This window comes from Hydrogenophaga sp., assembly GCF_030158645.1.
Taxonomy (GTDB): domain Bacteria; phylum Pseudomonadota; class Gammaproteobacteria; order Burkholderiales; family Burkholderiaceae_C; genus Hydrogenophaga.
In genome coordinates this window covers 1-24,034 of record NZ_JAOASO010000101.1, presented here as the reverse complement: position 1 = coordinate 24,034, position 24,034 = coordinate 1, and the positions used below count along the sequence as shown (strand labels likewise).

The window sequence follows — 24,034 nt, the reverse complement described above, 5'->3', positions numbered from 1 at the left end:
GTCGGTGGATCAGAGCTCGGTCTTCAGGCGGCCCAGCAACTCGGCGTGGACGCCGGCGTTGACTTCGCGCTTGAGGATCTGCTCGGCGCCCTTGACAGCCAGCGCAGCCACTTGCTCGCGCAGGGCTTCGCGGGCCTTGACGACCTGCTGTTCGGCTTCCAGGTGAGCGGCGGCCACGATCTTGTTGGCTTCGTCGGTCGCGCGCGCCTTGGCCTCTTCGATCACGGTCTGCGCACGACGCTCGGCGTCGGCCAGGCGTGTGGCAGCTTCGTTGCGCGATTTGCCCAACTCTTCTTCCACTCGCTTGTTGGCCACGGCCAGCTCGGACTTGGCTTTTTCGGAAGCCGCCAGACCTTCGGAAATCTTCAACGCACGCTCATCGAGCGCCTTGGCAATCGGGGGCCACACGAATTTCATCGTGAACCACACCAGGATCGCAAAGACGATGGCCTGCGCAAAGAGGGTTGCATTGATATTCATCGCAACGCCTTTCTGTGTGTTGACATAAGTGGTGATGCACTTGCTGCTGCGTCGGTGCGTTGCCCGCCAGGCGTCCATGACACCCGGCTGCGCGGAACACGGCCCGACGAGGCAGCAAATCCCATTAAGCCAGCGTGAAGGGGTTGGCGAACGCGAACAGGAGAGCGATGGCCACGCCGATCAGGAAGGCCGCGTCGATCAGACCGGCCAAGATGAACATCTTGGTCTGCAGGTCGTTCATCAGCTCAGGCTGACGGGCCGACGCTTCCAGAAATTTGCCGCCCATCAGCGCGATGCCGATGGATGCGCCGATGGCGCCCAGACCGACGATAAGACCGCAAGCCAGTGCGACAAGACCCAGAACGTTTTCCATGATGACTCCTATGAGATGAACGAAAGTTGAAAAAAGGAAAGAGAGAAACGAGAACTCAGAGCGAGGACAGGCCGCGCAACTCAGTGAGCGTCATGCGCCTGCCCGAGGTAAATCAGGGCCAGCATCATGAAAATGAACGCCTGCAAGGTGATGACCAGGATGTGGAACAAGGTCCAAACCGTGCCTGCGATCACATGTCCGACGAAGAAGAGTCCACCACCGAGCGAGAGCGAGGCAAAGCCGCCCAGCAACGCGATCAGCATGAAGACCAACTCACCCGCGAACATGTTTCCGAACAACCGCATGCCGTGGGAGACCGTCTTGGCCACGAACTCGATCATCTGCATCAGGAAGTTGATCAGGCCCAGCAGCACGGCCCAGATGGGGTTCTTGCTGGTGCCGAAAGGTGCGGTGACCAGCTCGTGCGTCCAACCGCCGATGCCCTTGATCTTGATGTTGTAGAACAGGCACATCAGCAACACGGACACGGACAGGCCGAGCGTGGTGGAGAGGTCGGCGGTGGGCACGACGCGCAAGTAATCGGGGTAACCCATGGCCGGGCCAGCCACGTGCCAGATGGAGGGCAGCAGGTCGACCGGCAGCATGTCCATGAAGTTCATCATGAAGATCCACACGAACACGGTCAGTGCCAGCGGGGCGACCAGCTTGCGGCTGTGGGCGTTGTGAATGACGGCCTTGGCCTGGCTGTCGACCATCTCGACCAGCATTTCCACAGCCGCCTGGAAACGGCCGGGCACACCCGCGGTGGATTTGCGGGCGGCGAGCCACAACACGAAACAAACCAGCGCACCCAGCAGGGAGCTCACGATCACCGAATCGATGTTGATGACCGAAAAGTCGACGATCGACTCTTGCTTTTTGTTCGTCAAATGAACCAGGTGGTGGCGGATGTATTCGCCGGGGGTCAGAGCGCTGCCTTCAGTTGCCATGTTCGTTTGCACCGATTTGTCGGAAATTCAACCGTTTAGATTTGCGCGCCGGGTCTGGATCCAGAATCCAAACCAGTACACCTTGAGAACCAACACCAGACCAGCCAACAGGCCCAGCCAATTCAGCTCGGGGACGATCCACGGGGCCGACCACAACATGGCCACCACCAACAGGATCTTGACCCCCTCCCACAACAAAAACCCGGCAAAAGCCGCTTGCGCATAACCCGCCAGCAGGCGGCTCAATGCACTGGATGTCAAACCGTAGGCCATCAGGGCCGAAGGCAACACCACAGCGGCTGCACCGTACAGAACCGACCATGCCACCGAGGCCGATTGCGTGAGCAACCAGGCCAGGGCGCCTGCGGACAATCCCACCACCAACTGCAAACCCACCAGACGCCACAAAGACAAGCTGGGCTGGCGGGCTCGCCACTGCAACGCTTCTTCGCGCGTCAGTGGCTTGAATTCGATCGCTTGCTCACCATCTGCACCTTCTGCCTGGGTCTGCGACTCCGGATCGACGCGTTGCATTGTCGACATGGCGGGTTACAGACGGGTTACGGTTGGGCGACGTTCGCAAAGCCGCTGATTATACGTAGAAACCCCATGGGGTCGTCAAGGCTGAGCGCAGCTTGTGCGTCTTCTGCCAACACCGCCGCCGATAATCGCTTCATGACCGCTGCGAACTGGGGGCCCACCCCCGCTCTGCCCGACACCCTCTGCTACCTCAATGGTGAGTTCACCGAGCTGCGCAACGCCAGAATCAGCGTGCTGGATCGGGGTTTCATTTTTGGAGACGGCGTGTACGAGGTGCTGCCTTGCTACGCAGGCAAGGCGTTCCGCTTCGAACAGCACATGGCACGGCTGGACCGCTCGCTGAACGAACTGCGCATCACCAGCCCCCTGTCCCACGCCGAATGGCTGGCCATCGCGCAGCGCCTGGCGCACTCGTTGCGGGACGGCCGCGGCGCCACCCATCAGCTCATCTACATCCAGGTCACCCGGGGCGTGGCCTTGAGGGATCACGCCATGCCGCCCGACATCGCGCCCACCGTGTTCGTGATGGTGAGCGAGATGAAACTGGCCACACCGGCACAGCGCGAGCACGGCGTGGCCTGCGTGAGCGCCGACGACTTTCGCTGGGAGAAAGCCCACATCAAAAGCACGAGCCTGCTGGGGGCGGTGTTGGCTCGCCAGATCGGCGTGGACGCCGGTGCGGTGGAGACCGTCATGTTCCGCGGCGAGCATTTGAGTGAAGCGGCGTCGAGCAACGTCTGGGTGGTCAAGGATGGCGTGGTCATGGGCCCGCCCAGCGACAACCTGGTGCTGGAAGGCATCCGCTTCGGGCTGATCGAAGAGATCTGCCGCTCCCAGGGCCTGCCGTTTGAACTGCGCCGCATCACACGCGCCGAGGTGCTGGCCGCCGACGAACTGCTGCTGTCGTCCGCCTCGAAAGAGGTGCTGCCCATCACCCGCCTCGATGGTCACCCGGTCGGGCAAGGCGTCCCCGGCCCCATCTACAACCGTCTGTACGCTGGTTACCAGCAAGCCGTGGCCGCGTTGGCGGCCTGAACCGGAGAAGCCCCATGGACCAACCCCGCGACATCCCCCCCGAGCAATCGCTCATCGAGTACCCCACACAATTTCCCATCAAGGTGATGGGCGCGAACGTGGAAGGTTTCATCGATGCCATGGTGCACGTGGCCAGGGCCTTCGACGCCGGCTTCGACGCCGGAACCGTCGAACAGCGCCCCAGCAAAGCGGGCAACTACATGGGCCTGACGCTCAGCGTGCACGTGACCAGTCGCGAACAGCTCGATGAGCTCTACCGCACCCTGACCACCCACCCGATGGTCAAGATCGTGCTGTGAACATACGAGGCTTGGGCCTGGTGCCCTTCAGCGCGACCTTTGAAGCCATGCAGGCCTTCACGGCGGAGCGCACACCGGACACACCCGACGAGCTCTGGATCTGCGAACACCCGCCCGTGTTCACGCAAGGCCTGGCGGGGCGTGAAGACCATTTGCTCGCCCCGGGAGACATCCCTGTGGTGCAGACGAACCGGGGTGGTCAGGTGACCTACCACGGGCCGGGCCAGGTGGTGGCCTATCCGCTGATCGACTTGCAGCGCGCGGGCTACTACGTCAAGGAATTCGTCTACCGGGTTGAAGAGGCGGTGATCCGCACGCTGGCCGCGTTTGAGGTCACGGGTCACCGCGTGGCCGGTGCGCCCGGGATTTACGTCCGGCTGGACGACCCGTTCAGCCACGCGATGCTGGCCCAGCGACCCCAGCGTCGGGTGCCCGGCGAGCCCGCGCCCGAACCCGACTTCTCGGGCCTGGGCAAGATCGCCGCGCTCGGCATCAAGGTCAGCCGCCATTGCACCTACCACGGCGTGGCACTCAATGTGGCCATGGACCTGCAACCCTTCCAGCGCATCAACCCATGTGGCTACACCGGCCTGCAAACGGTGGACCTTTCTACAATCGGCGTTGCGGTGTCCCGGGAAGAGGCCGCACAGGTGTTGAGCCAGAAGCTCGGCGCCACCCTGTCACCCTGACCAACCCCGACCCCACGCGCCACCCGCGCCGCCGCCATGAACCCGACCGACACGCCCGTCCCTGCCGTTGCCGACACCACCGTGCGCGAGGCCCAGCCCGCCGCCAGCTACGACGCCTCGGCCAAGCAGAAGAGCCAGGCCAAAACATCGCGCATCCCCATCAAGATCGTGCCGGCCGAGGTGCTGAAGAAGCCCGAGTGGATCCGCGTGAAGGCCGGCAGCCCCACCACCCGCTTCTACGAAATCAAGGACATTCTGCGCACCAACAAACTGGTGACAGTCTGCGAAGAGGCGAGCTGCCCCAACATCGGTGAGTGCTTCGGCAAAGGCACGGCCACCTTCATGATCATGGGCGACAAGTGCACCCGGCGCTGCCCGTTCTGCGACGTCGGCCATGGCCGCCCCGACCCGCTCGATGTGAACGAACCGGACAACCTGGCCAAGACCATCGCGCAGCTCCAGCTGAAGTATGTCGTGATCACCAGCGTGGACCGCGACGACCTGCGTGACGGTGGTGCCGGCCATTTCGTGGCGTGCATCGAAAAGACCCGCGCCTTGTCACCGAAGACGCAGATCGAGGTGCTGGTGCCCGATTTCCGGGGCCGCGACGACCGCGCGCTGGAGATCCTGAAAGCCGCACCGCCCGACGTGATGAACCACAACATGGAGACCGTGCCGCGTCTCTACAAGGAAGCGCGCCCGGGATCGGACTACCAGTTCAGCCTGAACCTGCTCAAGAAATTCAAGGCGCTGTTTCCCCATGTGCCGACCAAGAGCGGCTTGATGGTCGGTCTGGGCGAAACGGACGAAGAGATCCTGGACGTCATGCGCGACATGCGCGCGCACGGCATCGACATGCTCACCATCGGCCAGTACCTCGCGCCCAGCGGTCACCACCTGCCGGTGCGCCGCTATGTGCACCCCGACACCTTCAAGATGTTCGAGGCCGAGGCTTACAAGATGGGGTTCAGCCACGCCGCTGTGGGCGCCATGGTGCGCAGCTCGTACCACGCCGACCAGCAAGCACACGACGTGCTGAACTCGGCCGCTTGAAAGCCATCAGGCCACTGCAGGGCACAGCTCGGGCTCGTTGACCACGGCCTCGTTGTCGTGCTTCCCTGTGCGTCCCGACCAGTCCAGAATCTCGAGCCGTCCATCGGCGTGCTCCACCAGCGCGGTGAGGCTCTCCACCCAGTCCCCGTCGTTGCAGTAGAGGATGCCGTCGATGGTGCGGATCTCGGCGTGGTGAATGTGTCCGCACACCACGCCGTGCACGCCGCGCTCACGCGCCTCGCGTGCCACCGCCGTTTCAAAGTCGCCCACATAACTCACGGCGCGCTTGACCTTGAGTTTGAGGTAGCGCGACAGGCTCCAGTACGGCAGGCCCAGGCGGGCGCGGGTGGAGTTGAGGTGCCGGTTGATTCGCAGGGTGAGCTCGTAGGCCCAGTCGCCCACGTGGGCCAGCCATTTGGCGCACTGGATCACGCCGTCAAAATAGTCGCCGTGGGTGACCCACAACAGGCGCCCGTCGGCGGTCTGGTGGATGGCTTCGTCGACCACTTCCACACCCCCGAAGTTGTGGCCGAGGTACTTGCGCGCAAACTCGTCGTGATTGCCGGGCACGAACACCACGCGCGTGCCCTTGCGTGCCTTGCGCAACAGCTTTTGCACCACGTCGTTGTGGGTCTGCGGCCAGTACCACTGCCGCCTGAGCTGCCAGCCGTCGATGATGTCGCCCACCAGGTAGAGCGTGTCGCATTCCACGCGCTTGAGAAAGTCGAGCAGCGGCCTCGCCTGGCAACCCGGTGTGCCCAGGTGCAGGTCGGAGATCCACACCGTGCGCACGCGCAGCCCGTCGGGCGCGTCCAGCACGTCGCCATCGGGGTCCATCGAATCCGAAGGGTTCAGCAAAGGCAGAGGATCACGTCGCATGGGCGTCCAGTTTGAAGAAGGCTGGCGACGCATCTGTGAAGACTCTGCGTCAATCGCATGACAGCGCAGGCTCCGCCCCGCGCACCCGAACGGGCGCTGCCGCGCTCCGCGCCTGCAGAATGGCGGCCAGCTGCCGCGGCACCTCGAGCGCCGCGTGGTTTTCCACCGCCGCGGCGCGGCGCTTGAATTCGTCGAGCCGCGGCAACAGTCGGGCCACCGCCGCATCGATCTGGCTGAAGCTGCGCAGGGTCAGACCCACGCCCTGCTCCTTCACCCAGGCGGTGTTCCAGCGTTCCTGCGGCATGGTCCAGGCGTTGCGTGTGACGATGACCGGCAGGCCCATCTGCACCGCTTCGCTGATGGCACCGGGCCCCGGTTTCCCGACAAAAAAATCGGCCAGCTGCATCCAGCGCGCCACATCGGGCGTGAAGCCCACCACCACGCGCGGCGCTGCCGAGGGCATGGCGCGCAGCGCCTGTGCCAGCGACTCGTTGCGTCCGCACAGCAGGATCAGCGGTACCTCGGGCAAGGCTGCGGCAATGCGCTTCATGACCCGCGAGCCGGCCCCGCCGAACATGACCAGCCCCACCGCTTGGTGGGGACTGAAACCGAGTGCCGCGCGCTCCTGTTCGCGGTCCAGCGCCACTGGCGCATGGAAGGCCGGGCGCAGCAGCATGCCGCTGACACGGTGCACCTGCTCGGGCACGCAACCGGCTTGCAGTGCTTGAGCCCGGGCATGCGCGGTGCCGCAGACGACGTGCTGACCCGTGCCCGGCTCCATCCAGAACGCGGGTGGGTGGTCGGCCATGTCGGTCAGCACCGTCACGAACGGCGTCTGCGGCAGGGTCAGTGCCAGACTGTCGTGCAGGGCCCGGTTGAAGTTCGGAATCAGCGACACGACCATGTCCGGCCGGGTCTCGCGCCAGTGCGCCGACAAGCGCTCCACCAGCAGCGGATGGCTCCAGCGAATCGCGCGCTGCAACAGCCTGAGCTCTTGCGCGAGCCCCAGCGTGAAGCCGCTGGCCAGTCGCTTGTTGTAAAGGTCCTCGGGATCAAAACCCATGATCCGGCGAAAGCGGCCCGCGGGATCGATCACCTCGGAGAAGTTCACCTTGCGCACCCGCCATGGAAGCCCCTGCGCCTCGATGGCCAGCGCCAGCGCCTCGGCAGCGGCACGGTGACCGCCACCGGCGTTGAACCAGACCAGATCGACATTGAGCATGGGGCGATGGTGTGTTGCCCGTGAGACCCGCGCGTGACAGCACCATGACGTGTGCGTGACGCAGCCGGCGCGGCCACGCGCGCACGGCGCGGTAACCTCCGCGCATGAACGCGAACCTCCTTGCCCTGGGTGCCATCGCACTGTGGGCCTCCCTCGCCGCACTGGGTGTGGCCCTGTCACACGTACCGCCCTTCCTGCTCACCGGTCTGTCGCTGCTGGTGGGCAGCCTGATCGCGTTGCCGCTTTCGCGGTTTGACCTGCGCCAGTGGCGTGTGCCGGCGAGCACGCTGGCGCTCGGGGTGTATGGCCTGTTCGGCTTTCACTTCCTGCTGTTCATTGCGCTGCGTCATGCGCCGCCCGTGCAGGCCAACCTGGTCAACTACCTCTGGCCACTGGGCATCGTGGTGATGGCGCCGCTCTTCCTGCCGGGCGTCACGTTGCTGGCCAGGCACGTGTTCGCGGCCCTGCTGGGCTTCGCCGGCGCGGCGCTGGCCATCCTGGGGGGCGCCGGTGGCGCGGGCGACACCGGATGGGCCTGGGGCTACCTCCCGGCGCTGGCCTCGGCCTTCATCTGGGCCAGCTACTCGCTGTTGACGAAACGCGTGCGCGCCTTCCCCACGGCCGCCATCGGCAGCTTCGCATTGCTCTCGGGCGTGCTCTCGCTGCTGTGCCACGCGCTGCTGGAGCCCGCCGTGTCGCTCTCGACCCGGGACCTGCTGCTGATCGCCGTGCTCGGCCTGGGTCCGCTCGGTGGCGCGTTCTTTTTGTGGGACGCCGCGCTCAAACGCGGCGACGCGCGGCAGATCGGCGTCTTGAGTTTTCTCACACCGCTGCTGTCAACGCTGACCTTGCTGCTGGTGCGGGGTGAGGTGCCCAGTCCTTCGATCGGACTGGCAGCTCTGATGATCGTGGGTGCGGCGGTGATCGCTACGCGCCGATAGCGAGCGATCAGGCGCCGGGCCGCCCCAAGCCGGATCAGCCCCCTCGGGGGGCAGCGACCCGCGCAGCGGTGGAGCGTGGGGGCCAGACTTCTTTCAGTCGGTCATCAAGGCGGCTGGGTCTTCCGCCGCCAACACCGTCTGCGCCCAGGTTTGCAGGCGCGTCGTGTCGCAGCGCAGGATCTGCTGCTTGACGGCCAGGATCTGCGACGGGTGCATGGAAAAGCTGCGCAAGCCCAGGCCGAGCAGCAAACGGGTCATGGCCACATCGCCCGCCATTTCGCCGCACACGCTCACCCCTTTGCCCTGCGCCTGGCATTGCGCGATGGTGCTGGCCAGCAGCTGCAGCACGGCCGGGTGCACCGGGTCGTAGAGGTGCGACACGGCTTCGTCGGCGCGGTCGATCGCCAGCGTGTACTGGATCAGGTCGTTGGTGCCGATCGAGAGAAAGTCGAAATGCTTGAGGAACAACGGGATGGTGAGCGCCGCGGCCGGCACCTCGATCATGGCGCCGAGCTTCACCGCGCCTTGTCGCACACCCGCGGCTTCCAGCTGGTCGTGCGCGCGGTTCACCAGTGCCAGCGTCTGGCGGATCTCGCTCGCGTGCGCGAGCATGGGGATGAGCAGGTGCACCGGCCCGTGCGCGGCCGCGCGCAGGATGGCGCGCAGCTGCGCCAGAAACATGGCGGGGTCGGCCAGGCTCCAGCGGATGGCGCGCAGGCCGAGCGCCGGATTGAGGTGGTCTTCGCCCGCGCGCTGGGCCACACGGTCCAGCGGTTTGTCGGCGCCCACGTCCACCGTGCGGATGGTCACCGGCAGGCCCTGCATGCCTTCGACCGCGCGCCTGTAGGCCTGGTACTGCTCCTCCTCGTCGGGCAGCTTGCCGTTGCGCCCCATGAAGAGGAATTCGCTGCGGAACAGGCCCACGCCCACGGCGCCCGCCTTGAGCGCGCCCACCGCGTCCTCGGGCTGTTCGATGTTGGCCAGCAGCTCGATCTTCTGCCCGTCGAGCGTGACGGCGGGCGTGTTCTTCAGGCGCGAGAGCCGCTCACGCTCGACCTCGCCCTGGCGTTGCTTGAAACCGTACTCGGCCAGCAGGATGGGCGACGGGTCGACCACCACCACGCCGGCATCGCCGTCGATGATGACCCAGTCGTCCTGCTCGATCAGCTGGCTGGCCGAGCGCGCGCCGACCACGGCCGGGATGTCCATGCTGCGCGCGACGATGGCCGTGTGGCTGGTCTTGCCGCCCACATCGGTGACGAAGCCGGCGAACACGCTCTGCTTGAACTGCAGCATGTCGGCGGGTGACAGGTCGTGTGCGATCAGCACCAACGGCACGTCGACCGCGTTGTCCTGGCCGGGGCGCTGCTGGCCAGCACCCACCGGGGAGGCCACGCCGCGCATCACCCGCAGGATGCGTTCGACCACCTGTTCCAGATCGGCCTTGCGCTCGCGCAGGTAGGGGTCTTCCATTTCGTCGAACTGGCGCGCGATCACCTCCAGCTGGGTGGTCAGCGCCCATTCGGCGTTGTAGTGGCGCTCGACGATCCAGTGCTTCACGCCGCCGGTGAGCTGCTCGTCCTGCAGCAGCATGAGGTGCACATCAAGCAAGGCGGTGAGTTCGGGGTGGGCGTCCGAAGGCCCCAGCTCGTGCAGGCTTTGCTGCACCTTCAGGATCTCCGACGCCACCTCGTTGCGCGCATGGCGCAAGCGCTCGATCTCGCCGTCGACCTGCTCGGTCTGCACGAAGTAGTGGGCCACGTCGACCCGGCTCGACGCCACGATCACCGCCCGCCCGATGGCAATGCCCCGGGAGACGGCGAGACCGTGGACGCTGAAGCTCACTCACCCTCTCCAAACTTGTCGTTGATGAGCGCCAAGAGCGCATCCATCGCCACCTGTTCATCGGCGCCGCTGGTCTCCACTTCCACCGTGCTGCCCAACCCGGCGGCCAGCATCATCACGCCCATGATGCTTTTGGCGTTCACACGGCGGTCGCCGCGCGACATCCACACATCGCTGGCAAAGCTGCCGGCGAGTTTGGTGAGTTTGGCGGAGGCGCGTGCATGCAGCCCCAGCTTATTGCTGATGGTCACGGTGGTCTTGATCATGGGTGGCTCGTCTGGCCTGGTTCTGCGGAGCGGTCACCGCCACCTGAATCACACCCTGTGTGGCACCGATCATGGCGCGCGAGATCAGCGCGTCCAGCGATTCGTGGCGGTACGACACGGTGCGCAACAGCATGGGCAGGTTCACGCCGGTGATCAACTTGGAGTTGATGCCGTCGATGAGTTTCTGCGCCACGTTGCACGGCGTGGCGCCGAACACGTCGGTCACCACCAGGGTTTGCGGCAGGTGCATCTGGCGCATCAGCGCGCGCGCCTGGGCCAGCGATTCTTCGGGCGGTACGTTGGGTTGGACATCGAGCGCCGCAACAGCCTCGGCGCTGTCGGGGAACACATGCATGACGCACTGCCGCAGGGCGGTTGCCAGTGGTGCGTGCGCGATGATGAGGATGCCGTTCATGGGCGCAGTTTAGCTGGCCTGCGCACCGGGGCGGGCACGCCACGCGCGCCAGAAAGCGAGGTAGGCGAACAAGCAACACACGCCGAAGAACGCGATGGCGCCGCGGTACCGAACCGGCTCGCTCCAGCCGAACACGGTGAGCGCCTCGATCAGGAGGCCGATGCCCCACTGCACACCGAACACACCGCCGAAGATGGCCAGGTTGTAGGCCGACAAGGCGCGCCCTGCGGCCTCGGGTGGCAGCGCGAGCGCCACCGCTGGCTGCGACAGCGACACAAAGGTGCTGGTCACACAGAACAGCGCCCACAGCTCCCAGCCCGCGCCCGCACCCAGCCACACGATGGCGGTCAGCACCACAAAACTCGATGGCAGGCCCCACGCAATCAGGCGTTCGGGTTTGAGACCGCGCCGCGCCAGGTGCGGGTTGACCACGCCCCAGAGCCAGAAGGTGCAGAGCATGCAGAGGTTGATGCCGAACAAGCCGGCGGCGGCCTCCTGCGGCGTGTAGCCCGCCACCTTGACCATCCACGGCCCCGCCCACAGCGTCTGCACCGCCACCATGCCGCCGTAGTTGACGAAGCCGATCGGCAGCATCTGGCGAAAGTAGGGGTTGCGCCAGATAAGGCTGTAACCGGTGGTGGCCGGTGGCTGCCCCTCGGGCTGCCCCTGTAACGGCGGACGCCAGCGCGGCACCACCACCGCCAGGGCCACCATCGACAGGGCGATCAGCCCCGCGAGCAGCCAGAACAGGCCGCGCCATCCGGTGTAGGGCATGAGCCACTGCACCGGCAAGGTGGCGGCCACCATGCCGAGCGAGCCGGTCATGAGCATCCAGGAGTTCGCGCGCAGCTGCGTGGCCGGCGCGAGCCAGCGGCGAAAGCCGGTGAGCGGCGCCATCAGGCACGCGCTCACGCCCATGCCGGTGAGCACACGCGCGGCCAGCAGGCCCGAAAAACTGGTGGCCAGCGCAAAAGCCATGCAGCCCACCACGGCCACCGCCAGAAACGCCAGGATCACCTTGCGCGGCCCATGGCGGTCCAGCCAGTTGCCCAAGGGCAGCTGCGTCATGGCAAAACCCAGAAAGTAGCCGCCGGCGAGCAAGCCCAGGTCGCCCGCGTTCAGCGAGAGCTCCAGACTCAGCGTGGGCGAGAGCGTGGCGGTGATCGCGCGCACCAGGGCGGAGAAAAAGTACGCAATGGCGAACGTCAGGAAAACAATGACGGCAGCGCGTGTGCCCAGCGCATCACCGCCGGCGTGTGTCGGTGCGGCGGTCATGGCAGCTTGAGCCCGTCAAAAAACGTGGTCTTCACTTCGTCGCTGGCGGCGCCGTACACCGCCGCCTGAAACACCTGCGTGCCACGCGTGAAATACGCCCAGCGCGCCTGCACCGGCTGGCCCTGCGGGTCGGTGCCTTGTGCCAGGACGCCTTGCGCCATCGAGGCGCCGGCCACGGCGGCGTTCCAGCGGTGGGTCGGGTCGGTGTGCAAGGCGGGGTCGAGGCGGATCGCGGCGAGCGATGCGCGCTGCCAATAGGTCACGAGGTTGGGCACAGCGGAAGGTTCGGCCGCGTTGGCCCAGGCCAGCGCAAAGGTCAGGCCACTGGCTTTGCAGCTGTGCATGTGCAGCACCGTGGGCGCTCCGCCCAGCGGCACGGTGCGTTCGGCCGTTTCGGGCTTGCACGGCAGCAGCGCCTGCAGCGGCGTGCCCTCGGGCCGCAGTTCGCGCCAGTTGAAGGTGGGGTAACAAGCGCTCAGCGCCAGCAAGGCCAGCGCTGCGAAAGACCAGCGGTGCCGCTTCGCACGATCGAAGAAGATGGAAAACATGGGATGGGAACGGGTGCGCCGCAGCGGCGACACCGCGGTCGCGGTGGCCTCACGCACAATGGCAACATGAATGCTCTGGATGGTATCCGCATACTCGATTTGTCCCGCGTGCTCGCGGGTCCCTGGTGCACGCAGACGCTGGCCGATCTCGGCGCCGATGTGGTCAAGGTGGAACGCCCGCCCGGCGACAACCACCCCGGCGGCGACGACACACGCGGCTGGGGCCCACCCTTCCTGCGCGGGCGCGACGGCGCCGACACCGCCGAGGCCGCCTACTACCTGGGTGCCAACCGCAACAAGCGCTCCATCACCTGCGACATCGCCACGCCCGCGGGCCAGGCGCTGATCCGGGCGCTCGCGGCCAAGGCCGACGTGTTCGTGGAGAACTACAAGGTCGGCGACATGGCGCGCTATGGCCTGGACTTCGAGAGCCTGCGCGCCCTCAACCCCCGGCTGGTGTACTGCTCCATCACCGGTTTCGGCCAGACCGGCCCCTACAAGGAGCGCGCCGGTTACGACTTCGCCATCCAGGCCATGGGTGGCCTCATGAGCGTGACCGGCGAGCGCGACGACCTGCCCGGTGGTGGGCCGCAAAAGGTGGGCGTGGCGGTGGCCGATCTGTTCACCGGCCTGTACGCCACGGTCGCGATCCAGGCCGCGCTGCGCCACGCCGAGCGCACCGGCGAGGGTCAGCACATCGACATGGCCCTGCTCGACACCCAGGTGGCCATGCTCGCCAACCTCGGTGCCAACTACCTGGTGCGCGGCCGCGAGGACGGCAAGGTGCCCGGGCGCGCCGGCAATGCCCACGCCAACATCGTGCCTTACCAGGTGTTTGAGGTCGCACCCGATGCGCAGGGGCAGGCGCAACACATCATCCTGGCCGTGGGCAACGACGGCCAGTTCGCCAAGTTCTGCGCGGTGGCCGGCCAGCCCGAGCTGGCGAGTGACACGCGTTTTGCGCAGAACCAGAACCGGGTGCGCCACCGCGCCGTGCTGGTGCCCTTGTTGGAAACCATCCTGAAGTCCCGCAGCAAGGCCGACTGGCTCGCCGCACTGGAAGCGGCCAAGGTGCCCTGCGGCCCGATCAACAGCCTGGCGGAGGTGTTCGCGGACGAACATGTGTTGTCGCGCGGCATGGTGCAGCGCTGGGAGCACCCGCTCTCGGGCGACGTCGATCTCGTCGCCAGCCCGCTCAAGCTCAGCGCCACCCCGGTGCGCAACGACCTGCCGCCCCCGCTGCTGGGCCAGCACACGGCCGAGGTGCTGGGCGACTGGCTGTGCAGCACGCCCGAACAACTGGCTGAGCTGCGGCGCAGCGGCGCGGTGTGAAGGACGCGTGATGGTCACCGCCGCGGCCTTGCCCACCCCCGCCTCGCTGCGCGGCGCGGCCCTGGCCGCTGCCGCGCGGGGCGAGCCGCTGGTGGTGATGACCACGCTCAAGGGCTGCGTCTATTGCGAACTCGTGCGCAACAACTACCTGGCGCCCATGCGACGCGAAGGTTTGGTGGTGGCGGTGCAACTCGACGTGCAGGACCGGCAGTCGACCCTGCAGGGGTTTGCTGGCGACACCACCACCCCGGCCGATCAGGCCCGGGCCTGGAAGGCGCGGTTCACGCCCACGGTGATGTTCTTCGGACCCGGTGGCCAGGAGCTGGCCGAGCGCTTGGTCGGCGTGGCCGTGCCGGACTTCTACGGCGAGTACCTGGAGGCGCGCCTGGTTGAAGCGCGCGCCCAGCTCAAGAAGCGCTGAGCCTCCCGCCCGCGGTCACTTCAAGGCGCCGAACACCTTCTGAAGGATGGCACTGCCGGTGCCCACCGGATCCTGGCGGATCTTGCGCTCTTCTTCGCCAATGATGGTGTAGAGGCCATCGAGCGACTTGCCGGTCACGTACTTCTGGATATTGGCATCCTCGGCCTTCACCAGCCCGATGCCCGCGGCCTTGCCCGCGACCTTGTTGTACTGGTTGGCCAGCCCCACTTTTTCGGTTGCCTTGGTCACCACCGGCAGAAATTTCTCGCTCAGCGGCGTGCGTGTTTTTTCGGCGAAGAACTGCGTCACCGAGTTGTCGCCGCCCCCGAGGATGTTTTTCGCGTCCGTCACGCTCATGGATTTGACCGCGTTCACCAGCAAGTCCTTGCCCATGGGCACGGCCGCCTCGGCGGCGCGGTTCATGCTGGTGACGAGTTCGTCAACGCGCTTGCCCTGGCCGGTGAGTTTCAGCAACTTGGACGCGTCCTCCAGAAAACCCGGCAAGGGAATCCGAACTTTTGGATTGCCCAGGAATCCATCGGTCTTGCCCAGCAGCGCCACCGCCGCCAGAGCGCCCTTCTCGAGTGCAACCTTGATGCCCTTGCTGGCATCACCTTCGGTGAGATCGCCCAGCGACAAGGCCCGAGCCTGCTGGTGGACGGCCAGGATGAGCAGGCCGATGGCGGCGGTGGACTGGGTAAACTGGCGGCGCTGCATGCGGTGTCTCCTGGGATGCTGGTGAACAAATGGCGTGGGGCAATGTAGCCCCCGGGAAATGAAAACACAATGACCGAACTTGATCGACCCGGCCTCTGGCGCCGACGCAGCCTCGCAGCCGCTGCCGCACTGGGCGCGGCCGCCGTGCTGGGCCTGGCGGGCTGCGCGGGCGGTGAGGCCGCACCGCAATCCACCTTTGTCTTGATCGACGGTTCCCAGGCGACCACAGCCGACCTCAAGGGCAAGGTCACGCTGGTGAATTTCTGGGCCACCACCTGCGTCTCATGCGTCAAGGAAATGCCGCAGATCGTGGCCACCTGGCACAAGTACCAAGGCCAGGGCTTCGACACCGTGGCCGTGGCCATGGAGTACGACCCCCCCAACTGGGTGCTGAACTTTGCGCAGAGCCGCCAGCTGCCCTTCAAGGTGGCGCTGGACAACACCGGCGAAGTCGCCCGGCAGTGGGGCGACGTCAAGCTCACCCCCACCACCTATCTCGTCGACAAGCAAGGGCGCATCGTGAAACGCTACGTGGGCGAGCCCGACTTTGCGGCGCTGCACCAACTCATCGAGAAACTGTTGGCCCAGACCTGAAGCGGCACAACCCTCGCACAACAAAAAGCCGGGTCCTGGGACCCGGCTTTTTGTTGTCAGGCCAGCGCCCGGGGCACCATCACTCCTTGCGGTAGGCGTCGTGGCAGGCCTTGCAGGTCTGACCCACAGCGCCGAAAGCGGTCTTCACCGCGTCGAGATTGCCGGTCTTGGCCGCGGCGCTCAGCTTGGTGGCCTCGGCCTGAAACTTGTCGACGCCTTCTTTCCATTTGGCCTGTTCGGTCCAGATGGCCGGCAGTGCGCGGGTGTCGCCCTTGTCGGTGCCGGGGCCAAATCCTTCCCACGGCAGCTTGCTCATGGTCTCGACGAGGGCAGCGTTGTCGGCCGCCACCTTCGCGTCGAACGGCACGCGTCCGTTGGCCATGGCCCCCACGCGCCCGAAGTGGCTGGCCATCACGGTGAACGCGGCCTTGCGGTACTTCACAGCGTCCTCGGGCTTCTGGAACTGGGCCATGGCCGGTGCGGACAAACTGGTGATGGCGATGGCCATGGCGAGTGGGGCGAAAATCTTCATGGGCGCTCCTGAGCGTGGTTGAATACAAACAGCAGCGGCTTGCTGCCTGCGCGTGAGTGTGGGGGCGCGGTGGAAGTTCCGCCGGAACTGTCGGCATGCCCCCTGGCTCCACTCTTCTTTGAACTCGCTCATCTGAACCATGCAAACCATCCGCGTCTGGGACCTGCCCACCCGCCTGTTTCACTGGCTGCTGGCCACGGCGGTGGTGGGCCTCGTGATCACCGCCAACATCGGCGGCAACTGGATGAACTGGCACCTGCGCCTGGGCTACGCGGTGCTGGCGCTGTTGCTGTTCCGCGTGGTCTGGGGCTTCGTCGGGGGACACTGGTCGCGCTTTGGCAATTTCCTGTACCCGCCGTCGGCCCTCGTCGCATACGTGCGGGGCACGGCCAAGCCCGAGCACCGGGTGGGGCACACGCCGCTGGGCGCACTGTCGGTCTTCGCGCTCCTGCTGGTGTTGATGGCGCAGGTCGGCACCGGCCTCATTAGCGACGATGAGATCGCCTTCTTCGGCCCGCTGGTGCGGTTTGTGTCGGCAGACACGGTGTCGGCCGCGACCAGTTACCACAAGAACATCGGCAAGTTCATCGTGATCGCGCTGGTGGTGCTGCACGTGGCGGCCATCCTGTTTTACAAGTGGTTCAAGAAAGAGGGCCTGGTGCGCCCCATGGTCCTGGGCGACAAACAGGTGGACGCGGGTGTGGTGGTGCCGCGAGCGCGCGATTCGTCAGCATCCCGGTGGCTGGCGTTGGCGTTGCTGGCGGTGTGTGGTGGTGCCGTGGCCTGGCTGGTCCGGCTGGGTCATGCCTTCTGAGCACCGCCACCGCCAAGCTGGCCGTATAGTGGCCCCTCCCTGTTTGGCAGATTCCCACCCGCACGCATGAAACCCACCGAGACAGCCGACGTCACGCTCCGGCTGGCCCATTTTCCGGACGACCTGAGCACGGTCCGATCCCTGTTCCTCGACTACCAGTCCGACCTGGGCATTGACCTGTGCTTTCAGGGGTTCGAGGAGGAACTGGCCAACCTTCCCGGTGAGTACGCGTTGCCAGCGGGCTCGGTGCTGGTCGCCCTGGTGGACGGAGAACCCGCGGGTTGCTGCGCATTTCGCCCGCTCACCAACACCGACCACCTCGACGCCTGCGAAATGAAGCGCCTGTTCGTGCGCAGGGCGTTCCGCGGCTTTGGTCTGGGCCGTCTGCTGGTGGAACAGGTCATGTCGGACGCGCGGCTGGCCGGCTACACCACCATGTTGCTCGACACGCTCAGCGACATGGAGACCGCGCGTGCGCTGTACCAGGAATCGGGCTTTGTCGAGGTGGCGCCCTACTATCACAACCCGATTCCCGGGGCGCACTACCTCAAAGTGGATCTCTGAGGTTTCCCTCTGGCGATCCTGGTCGTCCACGACCACCTTTGCACCCACTCTCAAGCCCGCAAAGGTGCTGGCAAAAACAAAAAAGCCGCCGATGTCACCACCAGCGGCTCTTGCCCAGCGTGAACCCGTGCTCAGACGCCTGATTTGGCCTGCGCCAACAACGTGGCTGCATCGCTCACTTCAAACTTGCCTGGGGCCTCGACGTTCAGCGCCTTGACAACCCCATCCTTGATCAACATCGAATACCGGTTGCTGCGCAGACCCATGCCGCGACCCGTCAGGTCCAGCGTCAGACCCGTGGCCTTGGCAAAGTCGGCGCTGCCGTCGGCCAGCATGCGCACCTTGTCGCCCGTCTTCTGATCGCGTGCCCAGGCACCCATCACAAAGGCGTCGTTCACGCTCAGGCACCAGATCTCGTCGACGCCGGCGGCCTTGAAGTCGGCAGCGTGCTCGACAAAACCAGGCACGTGCTTCGCCGAGCAGGTCGGGGTGAAAGCGCCGGGCAGTGCAAACACCGCAATGGTCTTGCCCGAGGCGGCTTTGTGCGCATCCACGGCGTTGGGGCCGATGCTGCAGCCGTTGCCTTCCACTTCGCTGTACTCCATCAACGTCGCCGCCGGAATCTTGTCACCAACCTGAATCATGCTGAGCTCCTCGTGGTTTTGGGCCTGTGGGCCGGGGTGTGGGGGACCAAAAAAACGATCCCGGAAAAAGAAAAAGCGACCGGCATTGTCGGTCGCTTTTCAGTTCGGCGCTGCGAGCAGCGCGAATCGCGCTTAAACCAGCTCGGCCTTCTGGATCAGGCGGGTGGCGACCCAGTTTTTCGTCTTCGACAGCGGACGGCTCTCGGTGATCTCGATCGTGTCGCCGGTCTTGTACTCGCCCTTTTCGTCGTGGGCGTGGTACTTGCTCGACTTCGCCACGATCTTGTCGTAGAGCTCGTGCTTCACACGGCGCTCGACCAGGACCGTCACGGTCTTGGCGCGCTTGTCGCTGACGACCTTGCCGATCAAGGTGCGCTTGAGGGATGTTTTAGCTTCCGTCATGGTCACTCCTTATTTGGCCGAAGCCGCGTTGCGCTGCTTCTCGGCCAGGATGGTCTTGGCGCGAGCGATGGCGCGGCGGGTGTCACCCAGCACGGCGTTGTTGTTGAGTTGTTGCGTGGCTTTTTGCATGCGCAGACCGAAGTGGGCCTTTTGCAGCGATTTCACTTCGGCTTCGAGGCCGGCCACATCCTTTTGGCGCAGTTCAGCAGTTTTCATCTTGTGTTCTCCTGAATCACTGACCCAACAAGCGCGTCACGAACGTGGTGCGCAGGGGAAGTTTGGCGGCGGCCAACTGGAACGCCTCACGCGCCAGCTCTTCTGGCACACCGACGATCTCGTACAGCACCTTGCCGGGCTGGATCTCGGCCACGTAGTACTCCACGGAACCCTTGCCGTTGCCCATGCGGACTTCAGCAGGTTTCTGGGAGATCGGCTTGTCCGGGAACACCCGGATCCAGATGCGGCCGCCACGCTTGACGTGACGGGAAATCGCGCGACGCGCGGCTTCGATCTGGCGGGCCGTCAGGCGACCGCGGTCGGTGGACTTCAGGCCGAAGTCACCGAAAGCGACGGTGGCGCCGCTGGTGGCAACACCGGTATTGCGGCCTTTTTGTTCCTTGCGGAATTTGCGGCGAGCAGGTTGCAACATGTTTATTCTCCTTTGCCGTCCGCAGCTGCAGATGCGGGCGCGGCGTCTTTGCGAACGCGCTTAACGGCGGGTTTGGTTTCGGTACCGGTCGTGGCTTCGGCAGGCTTGTCGCTGCCATCGGCTGGAGCGGCGTTGGCACCGGGGCGACGAACCGCAGCGCGGGCAGGAGGACCTGCTGGACGCTCACGGCGCGGACCACGGGGGCGGCGCTCTTCTTCGGCACGGGGCTCGGCGGCCACGGGCGCATCATTGCGGCCCAGGGTGTCGCCCTTGTAGACCCAGACCTTGACACCGATGATGCCGTAGGTGGTCTTGGCTTCGGACGTGCCGTAGTCGATGTCGGCGCGCAGGGTGTGAAGTGGCACGCGACCTTCGCGGTACCACTCGCAACGTGCGATCTCGATGCCGTTCAGACGGCCCGACGACATGATCTTGATGCCCTGTGCGCCCAGGCGCATCGCGTTCTGCATCGCGCGTTTCATGGCGCGGCGGAACATGATGCGTTTTTCGAGCTGCTGCGTGATGCTGTCGGCGATCAGCTTGGCATCGATTTCAGGCTTGCGCACTTCTTCGATGTTGACCGCCACCGGCACGCCCAGCTTGGCGGACAGTTCCTTCTTCAGCTTCTCGATGTCTTCGCCTTTCTTGCCGATCACCACGCCCGGACGTGCCGAGTAAATGGTGATGCGGGCGTTCTTGGCGGGGCGCTCGATCACGACGCGCGAAACGGCGGCGTTCTTCAGCTTGCCCTTGAGGTACTCACGCACCTTGATGTCTTCGGCCAGCATGCCGGCGAAGTCACGGTTGCTCGCGTACCAGCGGCTGGCCCAGTTGCGCGAAATGGCGAGGCGGAACCCGGTGGGGTTGATTTTTTGTCCCATATTCCTGTGACCTCTTCAGTTGCCAACCGTCACGTAGATGTGACACGTGGGTTTGCTGATGCGGTTGCCGCGGCCTTTGGCGCGGGCCGAGAAGCGCTTGAGCGTCGTGCCTTGTTCGACGTAGATGGTCGTGACCTTCAGTTCGTCGATATCGGCGCCGTCGTTGTGTTCGGCATTGGCGATGGCGGACTCAAGGGCTTTCTTGACGATGCCAGCGGCCTTCTTCTGCGTGAACGCCAGGATGTTGAGGGCCTGGTCGACCTTTTTGCCGCGAATCAGGTCGGCAACCAGTCGGCCTTTGTCGACCGAGAGGCGAACGCCTCGAACGATTGAACGGGTTTCCATGGTTGTTCCTTACTTCTTCGCTTTTTTGTCGGCCGGATGGCCTTTGAACGTCCGCGTCAGCGAAAACTCGCCGAGCTTGTGTCCAACCATCTGGTCGGTGATGTACACGGGCACGTGCTGCTTGCCGTTGTGCACGGCAATGGTCAGGCCGATGAAATCGGGCAGGATCATCGAGCGGCGCGACCAGGTCTTGACGGGCTTTTTGTCCTTGGTGGACACGGCCTTCTCGACTTTGGCCATCAGGTGATGGTCAACGAAAGGGCCTTTTTTGAGTGAGCGAGTCATGTTGTCAACCCTTTACTTCTTGCGACGCGAGACGATCATCGACTGCGTGCGGCGGTTGTTGCGGGTGCGGTAACCCTTGGTCAGGTTGCCCCACGGATCCACCGGAGCGCGGCCTTCGCCGGTCTTGCCTTCACCACCACCGTGCGGGTGGTCGATTGGGTTCATCGCAGTACCGCGAACGGTCGGTCGAATGCCCATGTGACGCTTCACACCGGCCTTGCCCAACTGGCGCAGGCTGTGTTCCTGGTTGGACACTTCGCCGATGGTGGCGCGGCAGTCCACGTGGACCTTGCGGACCTCGCCGGAGCGCATGCGGACCTGGGCGTAGATGCCTTCGCGAGCCAGCAGCACGGCCGAGGCGCCAGCGGAACGGGCGATTTGCGCGCCCTTGCCGACTTGCAACTCGATGCAGTGGATGGTCGAACCGACGGGGATGTTGCGGATCGGCAGGGTGTTGCCCACGCGGATCGGCGACTCCGAGCCGGACAGCAGGGTCGCGCCCACTTCAACGCCACGGGGGGCGATGATGTAGCGGCGCTCACCGTCGGCGTAACACACCAGCGCGATGTGCGCCGTGCGGTTCGGGTCGTACTCGATGCGCTCGACCTTGGCCGGAATGCCATCCTTGTTGCGACGGAAATCGACAACGCGGTAGTGGTGCTTGTGACCACCGCCCTTGTGGCGGGTGGTGATGTGACCGTTGTTGTTGCGGCCGGCTTTCTGGAACTGGGGTTCCAGCAGCGGCGCAAAACCTTCACCTTTGTGAAGGTGGTCACGCGTGACCTTCACCATGCCGCGACGGCCTGGTGAGGTGGGTTTCATCTTGATGACTGCCATGATTAAACGCCCTCCCCGCCGAAGTTCAGCTCTTGACCCGGCATGAGGGTCACATACGCCTTGCGAACGTGGTCGCGACGACCCACCGTTTTGCCGAAGCGTTTGGCCTTGCCTTTTTGGTTGAGCACGGACACACCCTTGACCTGGACCTTGAACATCAGTTCAACAGCGGCCTTGATCTCGGGCTTGGAAGCATCGCGCAACACCTTGAACATGATGGCGTTGGTCTGCTCGGCAACTTGGGTGGCCTTCTCGGACACGATGGGTGCCACGAGGACCTGCATCAGGCGGCCTTCGTCGTATTTTGTGACGCTCATGCGAACATCTCCTTGAGCTGGTCGATCGCCGCCTTGGTGACGATGACCTTCTTGTAATGCACCAGCGACAGCGGATCGGCGTAACGCGGCTCGACCACCAGCACATTGGGCAGGTTGCGCGAGGCGAGGTACAGGTTTTCGTCGACTTCTTCGGCGATCACCAGAACCGACTGCAGGTTCATGGCCTTGAACTTGTCGGCCAGCTGCTTGGTCTTGGGCGAGTCCACTTTCATGGAATCGACCACGGCCAGACGGCCTTCACGCACCAGCTGCGAGAAGATGGAGGCCATGCCGGCGCGGTACATCTTCTTGTTGATCTTCTGGGTGAAGTTCTCGTCGGGGCTGTTCGGGAAAATCCGACCGCCGCCGCGCCACAGGGGCGAAGACGTCATACCGGCGCGGGCGCGGCCCGTGCCTTTTTGCTTGAACGGCTTCTTGGTCGAGTGCTTGACCATCTGGCGGTCTTTTTGTGCACGCGTGCCTTGACGGGCGTTCGCCTGGTAAGCCACCACGAGTTGGTGGATCAGGGCTTCGTTGTAATCGCGACCAAACACGGTCTCAGGCACGTCCACGTTGGACGACGACTGACCCTGGTCGTTCAGGAGTTCAACTTGCATCAGTTTGCTCCCTTGGATTTGGCCTTGATGGCGGGACGCACGGTCAGGAAACCGCCGTTCGAGCCAGGCACAGCGCCACGGATCATGAGCAGCTGACGGGCTTCGTCCACGCGCACGATGTCGAGGTTCTGGATGGTTTTGGTGTCATCGCCCATGTGGCCGGTCATTTTCTTGCCCGGGAACACGCGACCCGGATCCTGGGCCATGGAGATGGAGCCTGGCACGTTGTGCGAACGGCTGTTGCCGTGCGACGCGCGCTGGGATTTGAAGTTGTGGCGCTTGATGGTGCCGGCGAAGCCTTTACCGATCGAAGTGCCTTGCACGTCCACTTTCTGACCCACCGCGAAGATCGCGTTGGGGGCCACCACGGCACCGGGCTGGTACTGGGCAGCAACGTCAGAAGCGACGCGGAATTCCTGGATGATTTCGCCTGCTTCGACACCGGCCTTGGCCAGATGGCCAGCTTCGGGCTTGGTCACGCGGGAAGCGCGGCGGGCACCAAAGGTGACCTGCAGCGCATCGTAGCCATCATGGGCCAGGGTTTTGACCTGTGTCACACGGTTGTTCGACACATCGACCACCGTGACAGGAACTGCGTCCCCGTCATCGGTGAACAGACGCATCATGCCCACCTTGCGACCCAACAACCCGAGGGAGTTGCTAAGACTCATTGTTTTCTCCGTTCCCGACTTCAATTGGCCGGGGCTGATGGTGCATCGACTCTCCCCGAAGGGCGCCGACACGTTTTAAGGGTACGACCTGCATCATTGACAAGCCGCATCGGCAAAGCCGAACTCACCGGACCAAGATCCGGAAAAGCCCGCCAGTATAACCAGCGGGCTTTGTTTGTGCAAGCCAGTGAACGCGCAAGGCGCCCAATGGCTTGGGAACCGCAGTTACTGCAGCTTGATTTCGACGTCCACGCCAGCCGGCAGGTCGAGCTTCATCAGGGCGTCAACCGTTTTGTCGGTCGGGTCCACGATGTCCATCAGACGCTGGTGCGTGCGGATTTCGAGCTGGTCGCGGCTGGTCTTGTTGACGTGCGGCGAACGCAGGATGTCGAAGCGCTTCATGCGGGTCGGCAGGGGCACGGGGCCCTTGACGATCGCGCCGGTGCGCTTGGCGGTGTCCACGATCTCGGCGGCCGAGCTGTCGATCAGCTTGTAGTCAAACGCTTTCAGGCGGATGCGGATTTTCTGCTTGGTAGACATGTCCGCTCCTTACGCGATGATTTTGGCAACGACGCCGGCGCCGACGGTGCGGCCACCTTCGC

At 64.7% G+C, this 24,034-nt stretch carries 35 protein-coding genes; 10 read left to right on the top strand and 25 right to left on the bottom strand.

What is annotated here, in order from left to right; translation table 11 throughout:
• Positions 1-9: 9 nt before the first annotated feature.
• The 4 genes from Q1W68_RS11640 to Q1W68_RS11625 all read right to left on the bottom strand — a co-directional run bounded on the left by Q1W68_RS11640 (position 10) and on the right by Q1W68_RS11625 (position 2,346).
• Positions 10-480 (bottom strand): F0F1 ATP synthase subunit B, encoded by a 471-nt coding sequence (locus tag Q1W68_RS11640; RefSeq protein ID WP_069048608.1) that lies wholly within the window; start codon positions 478-480, stop codon positions 10-12.
• A gap of 124 nt (positions 481-604) precedes the next feature.
• Entirely contained in the window at positions 605-853 is a 249-nt protein-coding gene (atpE, locus tag Q1W68_RS11635) for a F0F1 ATP synthase subunit C (RefSeq protein ID WP_069048607.1), read from the bottom strand.
• A gap of 80 nt (positions 854-933) precedes the next feature.
• A complete protein-coding gene (atpB, locus tag Q1W68_RS11630) occupies positions 934-1,803 on the bottom strand; it encodes a F0F1 ATP synthase subunit A (protein WP_300650779.1) in 870 nt (289 codons plus the stop codon).
• 27 nt (positions 1,804-1,830) lie between these two features.
• Positions 1,831-2,346 carry an ATP synthase subunit I gene (locus Q1W68_RS11625; protein WP_300658792.1) on the bottom strand — a complete coding sequence of 172 codons (516 nt, stop codon included), beginning with the start codon at positions 2,344-2,346 and terminating at the stop codon, positions 1,831-1,833.
• Between the two features lie 132 nt (positions 2,347-2,478).
• Here Q1W68_RS11625 and Q1W68_RS11620 point away from each other — a divergent pair, with 132 nt between their 5' ends.
• From Q1W68_RS11620 to lipA, 4 genes are read left to right on the top strand one after another with little or no spacing between them, the layout of a single operon-like run.
• The gene (locus Q1W68_RS11620) at positions 2,479-3,378 is read left to right on the top strand and encodes an aminotransferase class IV (protein WP_300650773.1); all 900 of its coding nucleotides are present in this window, start codon (positions 2,479-2,481) and stop codon (positions 3,376-3,378) included.
• A gap of 14 nt (positions 3,379-3,392) precedes the next feature.
• Complete coding sequence (locus Q1W68_RS11615; RefSeq protein ID WP_300650771.1) at positions 3,393-3,677, top strand: DUF493 family protein; 285 nt, start codon at positions 3,393-3,395, stop codon at positions 3,675-3,677.
• Between the two features lie 47 nt (positions 3,678-3,724).
• Positions 3,725-4,366: a lipoyl(octanoyl) transferase LipB gene (gene lipB / locus Q1W68_RS11610; RefSeq protein WP_300650789.1), complete on the top strand. Its 642-nt coding sequence runs from the start codon at positions 3,725-3,727 to the stop codon at positions 4,364-4,366.
• Between the two features lie 36 nt (positions 4,367-4,402).
• The gene (lipA, locus tag Q1W68_RS11605) at positions 4,403-5,419 is read left to right on the top strand and encodes a lipoyl synthase (protein ID WP_300650768.1); all 1,017 of its coding nucleotides are present in this window, start codon (positions 4,403-4,405) and stop codon (positions 5,417-5,419) included.
• 6 nt (positions 5,420-5,425) lie between these two features.
• On the opposite strand, the gene Q1W68_RS11600 is transcribed toward lipA, so the two are convergent.
• Both Q1W68_RS11600 and Q1W68_RS11595 read right to left on the bottom strand, forming a co-directional pair.
• Positions 5,426-6,256: a UDP-2,3-diacylglucosamine diphosphatase gene (locus Q1W68_RS11600; protein WP_300650788.1), complete on the bottom strand. Its 831-nt coding sequence runs from the start codon at positions 6,254-6,256 to the stop codon at positions 5,426-5,428.
• A 91-nt stretch (positions 6,257-6,347) separates the two neighbouring features.
• Positions 6,348-7,520 (bottom strand): galactosyldiacylglycerol synthase, encoded by a 1,173-nt coding sequence (locus Q1W68_RS11595; protein WP_300650765.1) that lies wholly within the window; start codon positions 7,518-7,520, stop codon positions 6,348-6,350.
• 104 nt (positions 7,521-7,624) lie between these two features.
• On the opposite strand from Q1W68_RS11595, the gene Q1W68_RS11590 reads away from it, so the two are divergent.
• The gene (locus tag Q1W68_RS11590) at positions 7,625-8,461 is read left to right on the top strand and encodes a DMT family transporter (RefSeq protein ID WP_300650762.1); all 837 of its coding nucleotides are present in this window, start codon (positions 7,625-7,627) and stop codon (positions 8,459-8,461) included.
• A 93-nt stretch (positions 8,462-8,554) separates the two neighbouring features.
• Here Q1W68_RS11590 and ptsP read toward each other — a convergent pair whose 3' ends face one another.
• The 5 genes from ptsP to Q1W68_RS11565 are packed head-to-tail and all read right to left on the bottom strand — an operon-like array spanning position 8,555 to position 12,810.
• Positions 8,555-10,306: a phosphoenolpyruvate--protein phosphotransferase gene (gene ptsP, locus Q1W68_RS11585; RefSeq protein WP_300716780.1), complete on the bottom strand. Its 1,752-nt coding sequence runs from the start codon at positions 10,304-10,306 to the stop codon at positions 8,555-8,557.
• On the bottom strand, positions 10,303-10,572 hold the full coding sequence (locus Q1W68_RS11580) for an HPr family phosphocarrier protein (RefSeq protein ID WP_300650757.1): 270 nt from the start codon (positions 10,570-10,572) through the stop codon (positions 10,303-10,305). Before Q1W68_RS11580 ends, ptsP begins: the two co-directional genes overlap by 4 nt.
• On the bottom strand, positions 10,541-10,987 hold the full coding sequence (locus Q1W68_RS11575) for a PTS fructose transporter subunit IIA (RefSeq protein WP_300650755.1): 447 nt from the start codon (positions 10,985-10,987) through the stop codon (positions 10,541-10,543). Before Q1W68_RS11575 ends, Q1W68_RS11580 begins: the two co-directional genes overlap by 32 nt.
• A 9-nt stretch (positions 10,988-10,996) precedes the next feature.
• Positions 10,997-12,262, bottom strand: a complete 1,266-nt coding sequence (locus tag Q1W68_RS11570; protein ID WP_300716778.1) for an MFS transporter — start codon at positions 12,260-12,262, stop codon at positions 10,997-10,999.
• Positions 12,259-12,810, bottom strand: a complete 552-nt coding sequence (locus Q1W68_RS11565; protein ID WP_300716777.1) for a hypothetical protein — start codon at positions 12,808-12,810, stop codon at positions 12,259-12,261. The genes Q1W68_RS11570 and Q1W68_RS11565 overlap by 4 nt, the downstream gene beginning before the upstream one ends.
• 66 nt (positions 12,811-12,876) lie before the next feature.
• Here Q1W68_RS11565 and Q1W68_RS11560 point away from each other — a divergent pair, with 66 nt between their 5' ends.
• The gene (locus Q1W68_RS11560) at positions 12,877-14,142 is read left to right on the top strand and encodes a CaiB/BaiF CoA-transferase family protein (protein ID WP_300716776.1); all 1,266 of its coding nucleotides are present in this window, start codon (positions 12,877-12,879) and stop codon (positions 14,140-14,142) included.
• 10 nt (positions 14,143-14,152) lie between these two features.
• Positions 14,153-14,563 (top strand): thioredoxin fold domain-containing protein, encoded by a 411-nt coding sequence (locus Q1W68_RS11555; protein WP_300650744.1) that lies wholly within the window; start codon positions 14,153-14,155, stop codon positions 14,561-14,563.
• 15 nt (positions 14,564-14,578) lie between these two features.
• Here Q1W68_RS11555 and Q1W68_RS11550 read toward each other — a convergent pair whose 3' ends face one another.
• The gene (locus tag Q1W68_RS11550) at positions 14,579-15,280 is read right to left on the bottom strand and encodes a DUF4197 domain-containing protein (protein WP_300716774.1); all 702 of its coding nucleotides are present in this window, start codon (positions 15,278-15,280) and stop codon (positions 14,579-14,581) included.
• A gap of 69 nt (positions 15,281-15,349) precedes the next feature.
• Between Q1W68_RS11550 and Q1W68_RS11545 the strand changes: the two genes are divergently transcribed.
• A complete protein-coding gene (locus Q1W68_RS11545; RefSeq protein WP_300650739.1) occupies positions 15,350-15,874 on the top strand; it encodes a TlpA disulfide reductase family protein in 525 nt (174 codons plus the stop codon).
• A gap of 79 nt (positions 15,875-15,953) precedes the next feature.
• On the opposite strand, the gene Q1W68_RS11540 is transcribed toward Q1W68_RS11545, so the two are convergent.
• Complete coding sequence (locus Q1W68_RS11540; protein ID WP_300650737.1) at positions 15,954-16,406, bottom strand: cytochrome c; 453 nt, start codon at positions 16,404-16,406, stop codon at positions 15,954-15,956.
• 139 nt (positions 16,407-16,545) lie between these two features.
• Between Q1W68_RS11540 and Q1W68_RS11535 the strand changes: the two genes are divergently transcribed.
• Together Q1W68_RS11535 and Q1W68_RS11530 are read left to right on the top strand one after the other, a co-directional pair.
• Positions 16,546-17,220: a cytochrome b/b6 domain-containing protein gene (locus Q1W68_RS11535; protein WP_300716772.1), complete on the top strand. Its 675-nt coding sequence runs from the start codon at positions 16,546-16,548 to the stop codon at positions 17,218-17,220.
• A 66-nt stretch (positions 17,221-17,286) separates the two neighbouring features.
• Positions 17,287-17,784, top strand: a complete 498-nt coding sequence (locus tag Q1W68_RS11530) for a GNAT family N-acetyltransferase (RefSeq protein ID WP_300650732.1) — start codon at positions 17,287-17,289, stop codon at positions 17,782-17,784.
• Positions 17,785-17,915: 131 nt separating this feature from the next.
• Here Q1W68_RS11530 and Q1W68_RS11525 read toward each other — a convergent pair whose 3' ends face one another.
• The 12 genes from Q1W68_RS11525 to rpsJ all read right to left on the bottom strand — a co-directional run bounded on the left by Q1W68_RS11525 (position 17,916) and on the right by rpsJ (position 23,972).
• Complete coding sequence (locus Q1W68_RS11525) at positions 17,916-18,428, bottom strand: peroxiredoxin (RefSeq protein ID WP_300716771.1); 513 nt, start codon at positions 18,426-18,428, stop codon at positions 17,916-17,918.
• 132 nt (positions 18,429-18,560) lie between these two features.
• Positions 18,561-18,830: a 30S ribosomal protein S17 gene (rpsQ, locus tag Q1W68_RS11520; protein WP_300716769.1), complete on the bottom strand. Its 270-nt coding sequence runs from the start codon at positions 18,828-18,830 to the stop codon at positions 18,561-18,563.
• A gap of 9 nt (positions 18,831-18,839) precedes the next feature.
• Positions 18,840-19,046: a 50S ribosomal protein L29 gene (gene rpmC / locus Q1W68_RS11515; RefSeq protein WP_159608378.1), complete on the bottom strand. Its 207-nt coding sequence runs from the start codon at positions 19,044-19,046 to the stop codon at positions 18,840-18,842.
• Positions 19,047-19,062: 16 nt separating this feature from the next.
• Positions 19,063-19,479, bottom strand: a complete 417-nt coding sequence (gene rplP, locus Q1W68_RS11510) for a 50S ribosomal protein L16 (protein WP_069048586.1) — start codon at positions 19,477-19,479, stop codon at positions 19,063-19,065.
• Positions 19,480-19,481: 2 nt separating this feature from the next.
• Positions 19,482-20,360, bottom strand: a complete 879-nt coding sequence (gene rpsC / locus Q1W68_RS11505) for a 30S ribosomal protein S3 (RefSeq protein WP_300659202.1) — start codon at positions 20,358-20,360, stop codon at positions 19,482-19,484.
• A 15-nt stretch (positions 20,361-20,375) separates the two neighbouring features.
• On the bottom strand, positions 20,376-20,705 hold the full coding sequence (rplV, locus tag Q1W68_RS11500) for a 50S ribosomal protein L22 (RefSeq protein WP_056266781.1): 330 nt from the start codon (positions 20,703-20,705) through the stop codon (positions 20,376-20,378).
• A 9-nt stretch (positions 20,706-20,714) separates the two neighbouring features.
• Complete coding sequence (gene rpsS / locus Q1W68_RS11495) at positions 20,715-20,990, bottom strand: 30S ribosomal protein S19 (RefSeq protein ID WP_056266785.1); 276 nt, start codon at positions 20,988-20,990, stop codon at positions 20,715-20,717.
• Positions 20,991-21,002: 12 nt separating this feature from the next.
• Positions 21,003-21,827 (bottom strand): 50S ribosomal protein L2, encoded by an 825-nt coding sequence (gene rplB, locus Q1W68_RS11490; RefSeq protein WP_069048584.1) that lies wholly within the window; start codon positions 21,825-21,827, stop codon positions 21,003-21,005.
• A gap of 2 nt (positions 21,828-21,829) precedes the next feature.
• Positions 21,830-22,144, bottom strand: coding sequence for a 50S ribosomal protein L23 (rplW, locus tag Q1W68_RS11485; protein WP_291212651.1), 315 nt, complete (start codon positions 22,142-22,144; stop codon positions 21,830-21,832).
• On the bottom strand, positions 22,141-22,761 hold the full coding sequence (gene rplD / locus Q1W68_RS11480) for a 50S ribosomal protein L4 (protein ID WP_056266799.1): 621 nt from the start codon (positions 22,759-22,761) through the stop codon (positions 22,141-22,143). The genes rplW and rplD overlap by 4 nt, the downstream gene beginning before the upstream one ends.
• Positions 22,761-23,432, bottom strand: a complete 672-nt coding sequence (gene rplC / locus Q1W68_RS11475; protein ID WP_056266802.1) for a 50S ribosomal protein L3 — start codon at positions 23,430-23,432, stop codon at positions 22,761-22,763. The genes rplD and rplC overlap by 1 nt, the downstream gene beginning before the upstream one ends.
• A 225-nt stretch (positions 23,433-23,657) precedes the next feature.
• A complete protein-coding gene (gene rpsJ, locus Q1W68_RS11470; RefSeq protein ID WP_056266806.1) occupies positions 23,658-23,972 on the bottom strand; it encodes a 30S ribosomal protein S10 in 315 nt (104 codons plus the stop codon).
• Positions 23,973-24,034 lie beyond the last annotated feature (62 nt).

Excerpts from the sequence above, each read along its gene's own strand:
- atpB (WP_300650779.1), bottom strand. The coding sequence starts at position 1,803 with ATGGCAACTGAAGGCAGCGCTCTGACCCCCGGCGAATACATCCGCCAC.
- Q1W68_RS11620 (WP_300650773.1), top strand. The coding sequence starts at position 2,479 with ATGACCGCTGCGAACTGGGGGCCCACCCCCGCTCTGCCCGACACCCTC.
- lipA (WP_300650768.1), top strand. The coding sequence starts at position 4,403 with ATGAACCCGACCGACACGCCCGTCCCTGCCGTTGCCGACACCACCGTG.
- Q1W68_RS11595 (WP_300650765.1), bottom strand. The coding sequence starts at position 7,520 with ATGCTCAATGTCGATCTGGTCTGGTTCAACGCCGGTGGCGGTCACCGT.
- Q1W68_RS11640 (WP_069048608.1), bottom strand. The coding sequence starts at position 480 with ATGAATATCAATGCAACCCTCTTTGCGCAGGCCATCGTCTTTGCGATC.
- rplC (WP_056266802.1), bottom strand. The coding sequence starts at position 23,432 with ATGAGTCTTAGCAACTCCCTCGGGTTGTTGGGTCGCAAGGTGGGCATG.
- lipB (WP_300650789.1), top strand. The coding sequence starts at position 3,725 with ATGCAGGCCTTCACGGCGGAGCGCACACCGGACACACCCGACGAGCTC.
- rplP (WP_069048586.1), bottom strand. The coding sequence starts at position 19,479 with ATGTTGCAACCTGCTCGCCGCAAATTCCGCAAGGAACAAAAAGGCCGC.
- rpmC (WP_159608378.1), bottom strand. The coding sequence starts at position 19,046 with ATGAAAACTGCTGAACTGCGCCAAAAGGATGTGGCCGGCCTCGAAGCC.
- Q1W68_RS11550 (WP_300716774.1), bottom strand. The coding sequence starts at position 15,280 with ATGCAGCGCCGCCAGTTTACCCAGTCCACCGCCGCCATCGGCCTGCTC.
- Q1W68_RS11540 (WP_300650737.1), bottom strand. The coding sequence starts at position 16,406 with ATGAAGATTTTCGCCCCACTCGCCATGGCCATCGCCATCACCAGTTTG.
- rpsS (WP_056266785.1), bottom strand. The coding sequence starts at position 20,990 with ATGACTCGCTCACTCAAAAAAGGCCCTTTCGTTGACCATCACCTGATG.
- rplD (WP_056266799.1), bottom strand. The coding sequence starts at position 22,761 with ATGCAAGTTGAACTCCTGAACGACCAGGGTCAGTCGTCGTCCAACGTG.
- atpE (WP_069048607.1), bottom strand. The coding sequence starts at position 853 with ATGGAAAACGTTCTGGGTCTTGTCGCACTGGCTTGCGGTCTTATCGTC.
- Q1W68_RS11560 (WP_300716776.1), top strand. The coding sequence starts at position 12,877 with ATGAATGCTCTGGATGGTATCCGCATACTCGATTTGTCCCGCGTGCTC.
- Q1W68_RS11565 (WP_300716777.1), bottom strand. The coding sequence starts at position 12,810 with ATGTTTTCCATCTTCTTCGATCGTGCGAAGCGGCACCGCTGGTCTTTC.
- Q1W68_RS11600 (WP_300650788.1), bottom strand. The coding sequence starts at position 6,256 with ATGGACCCCGATGGCGACGTGCTGGACGCGCCCGACGGGCTGCGCGTG.
- Q1W68_RS11590 (WP_300650762.1), top strand. The coding sequence starts at position 7,625 with ATGAACGCGAACCTCCTTGCCCTGGGTGCCATCGCACTGTGGGCCTCC.
- rplW (WP_291212651.1), bottom strand. The coding sequence starts at position 22,144 with ATGAGCGTCACAAAATACGACGAAGGCCGCCTGATGCAGGTCCTCGTG.
- Q1W68_RS11575 (WP_300650755.1), bottom strand. The coding sequence starts at position 10,987 with ATGAACGGCATCCTCATCATCGCGCACGCACCACTGGCAACCGCCCTG.
- rplB (WP_069048584.1), bottom strand. The coding sequence starts at position 21,827 with ATGGCAGTCATCAAGATGAAACCCACCTCACCAGGCCGTCGCGGCATG.
- rpsC (WP_300659202.1), bottom strand. The coding sequence starts at position 20,360 with ATGGGACAAAAAATCAACCCCACCGGGTTCCGCCTCGCCATTTCGCGC.
- Q1W68_RS11530 (WP_300650732.1), top strand. The coding sequence starts at position 17,287 with ATGAAACCCACCGAGACAGCCGACGTCACGCTCCGGCTGGCCCATTTT.
- rplV (WP_056266781.1), bottom strand. The coding sequence starts at position 20,705 with ATGGAAACCCGTTCAATCGTTCGAGGCGTTCGCCTCTCGGTCGACAAA.
- rpsQ (WP_300716769.1), bottom strand. The coding sequence starts at position 18,830 with ATGACGGAAGCTAAAACATCCCTCAAGCGCACCTTGATCGGCAAGGTC.
- Q1W68_RS11570 (WP_300716778.1), bottom strand. The coding sequence starts at position 12,262 with ATGACCGCCGCACCGACACACGCCGGCGGTGATGCGCTGGGCACACGC.
- Q1W68_RS11625 (WP_300658792.1), bottom strand. The coding sequence starts at position 2,346 with ATGTCGACAATGCAACGCGTCGATCCGGAGTCGCAGACCCAGGCAGAA.
- Q1W68_RS11525 (WP_300716771.1), bottom strand. The coding sequence starts at position 18,428 with ATGATTCAGGTTGGTGACAAGATTCCGGCGGCGACGTTGATGGAGTAC.
- Q1W68_RS11535 (WP_300716772.1), top strand. The coding sequence starts at position 16,546 with ATGCAAACCATCCGCGTCTGGGACCTGCCCACCCGCCTGTTTCACTGG.
- Q1W68_RS11555 (WP_300650744.1), top strand. The coding sequence starts at position 14,153 with ATGGTCACCGCCGCGGCCTTGCCCACCCCCGCCTCGCTGCGCGGCGCG.
- Q1W68_RS11615 (WP_300650771.1), top strand. The coding sequence starts at position 3,393 with ATGGACCAACCCCGCGACATCCCCCCCGAGCAATCGCTCATCGAGTAC.
- rpsJ (WP_056266806.1), bottom strand. The coding sequence starts at position 23,972 with ATGTCTACCAAGCAGAAAATCCGCATCCGCCTGAAAGCGTTTGACTAC.
- Q1W68_RS11580 (WP_300650757.1), bottom strand. The coding sequence starts at position 10,572 with ATGATCAAGACCACCGTGACCATCAGCAATAAGCTGGGGCTGCATGCA.
- Q1W68_RS11545 (WP_300650739.1), top strand. The coding sequence starts at position 15,350 with ATGACCGAACTTGATCGACCCGGCCTCTGGCGCCGACGCAGCCTCGCA.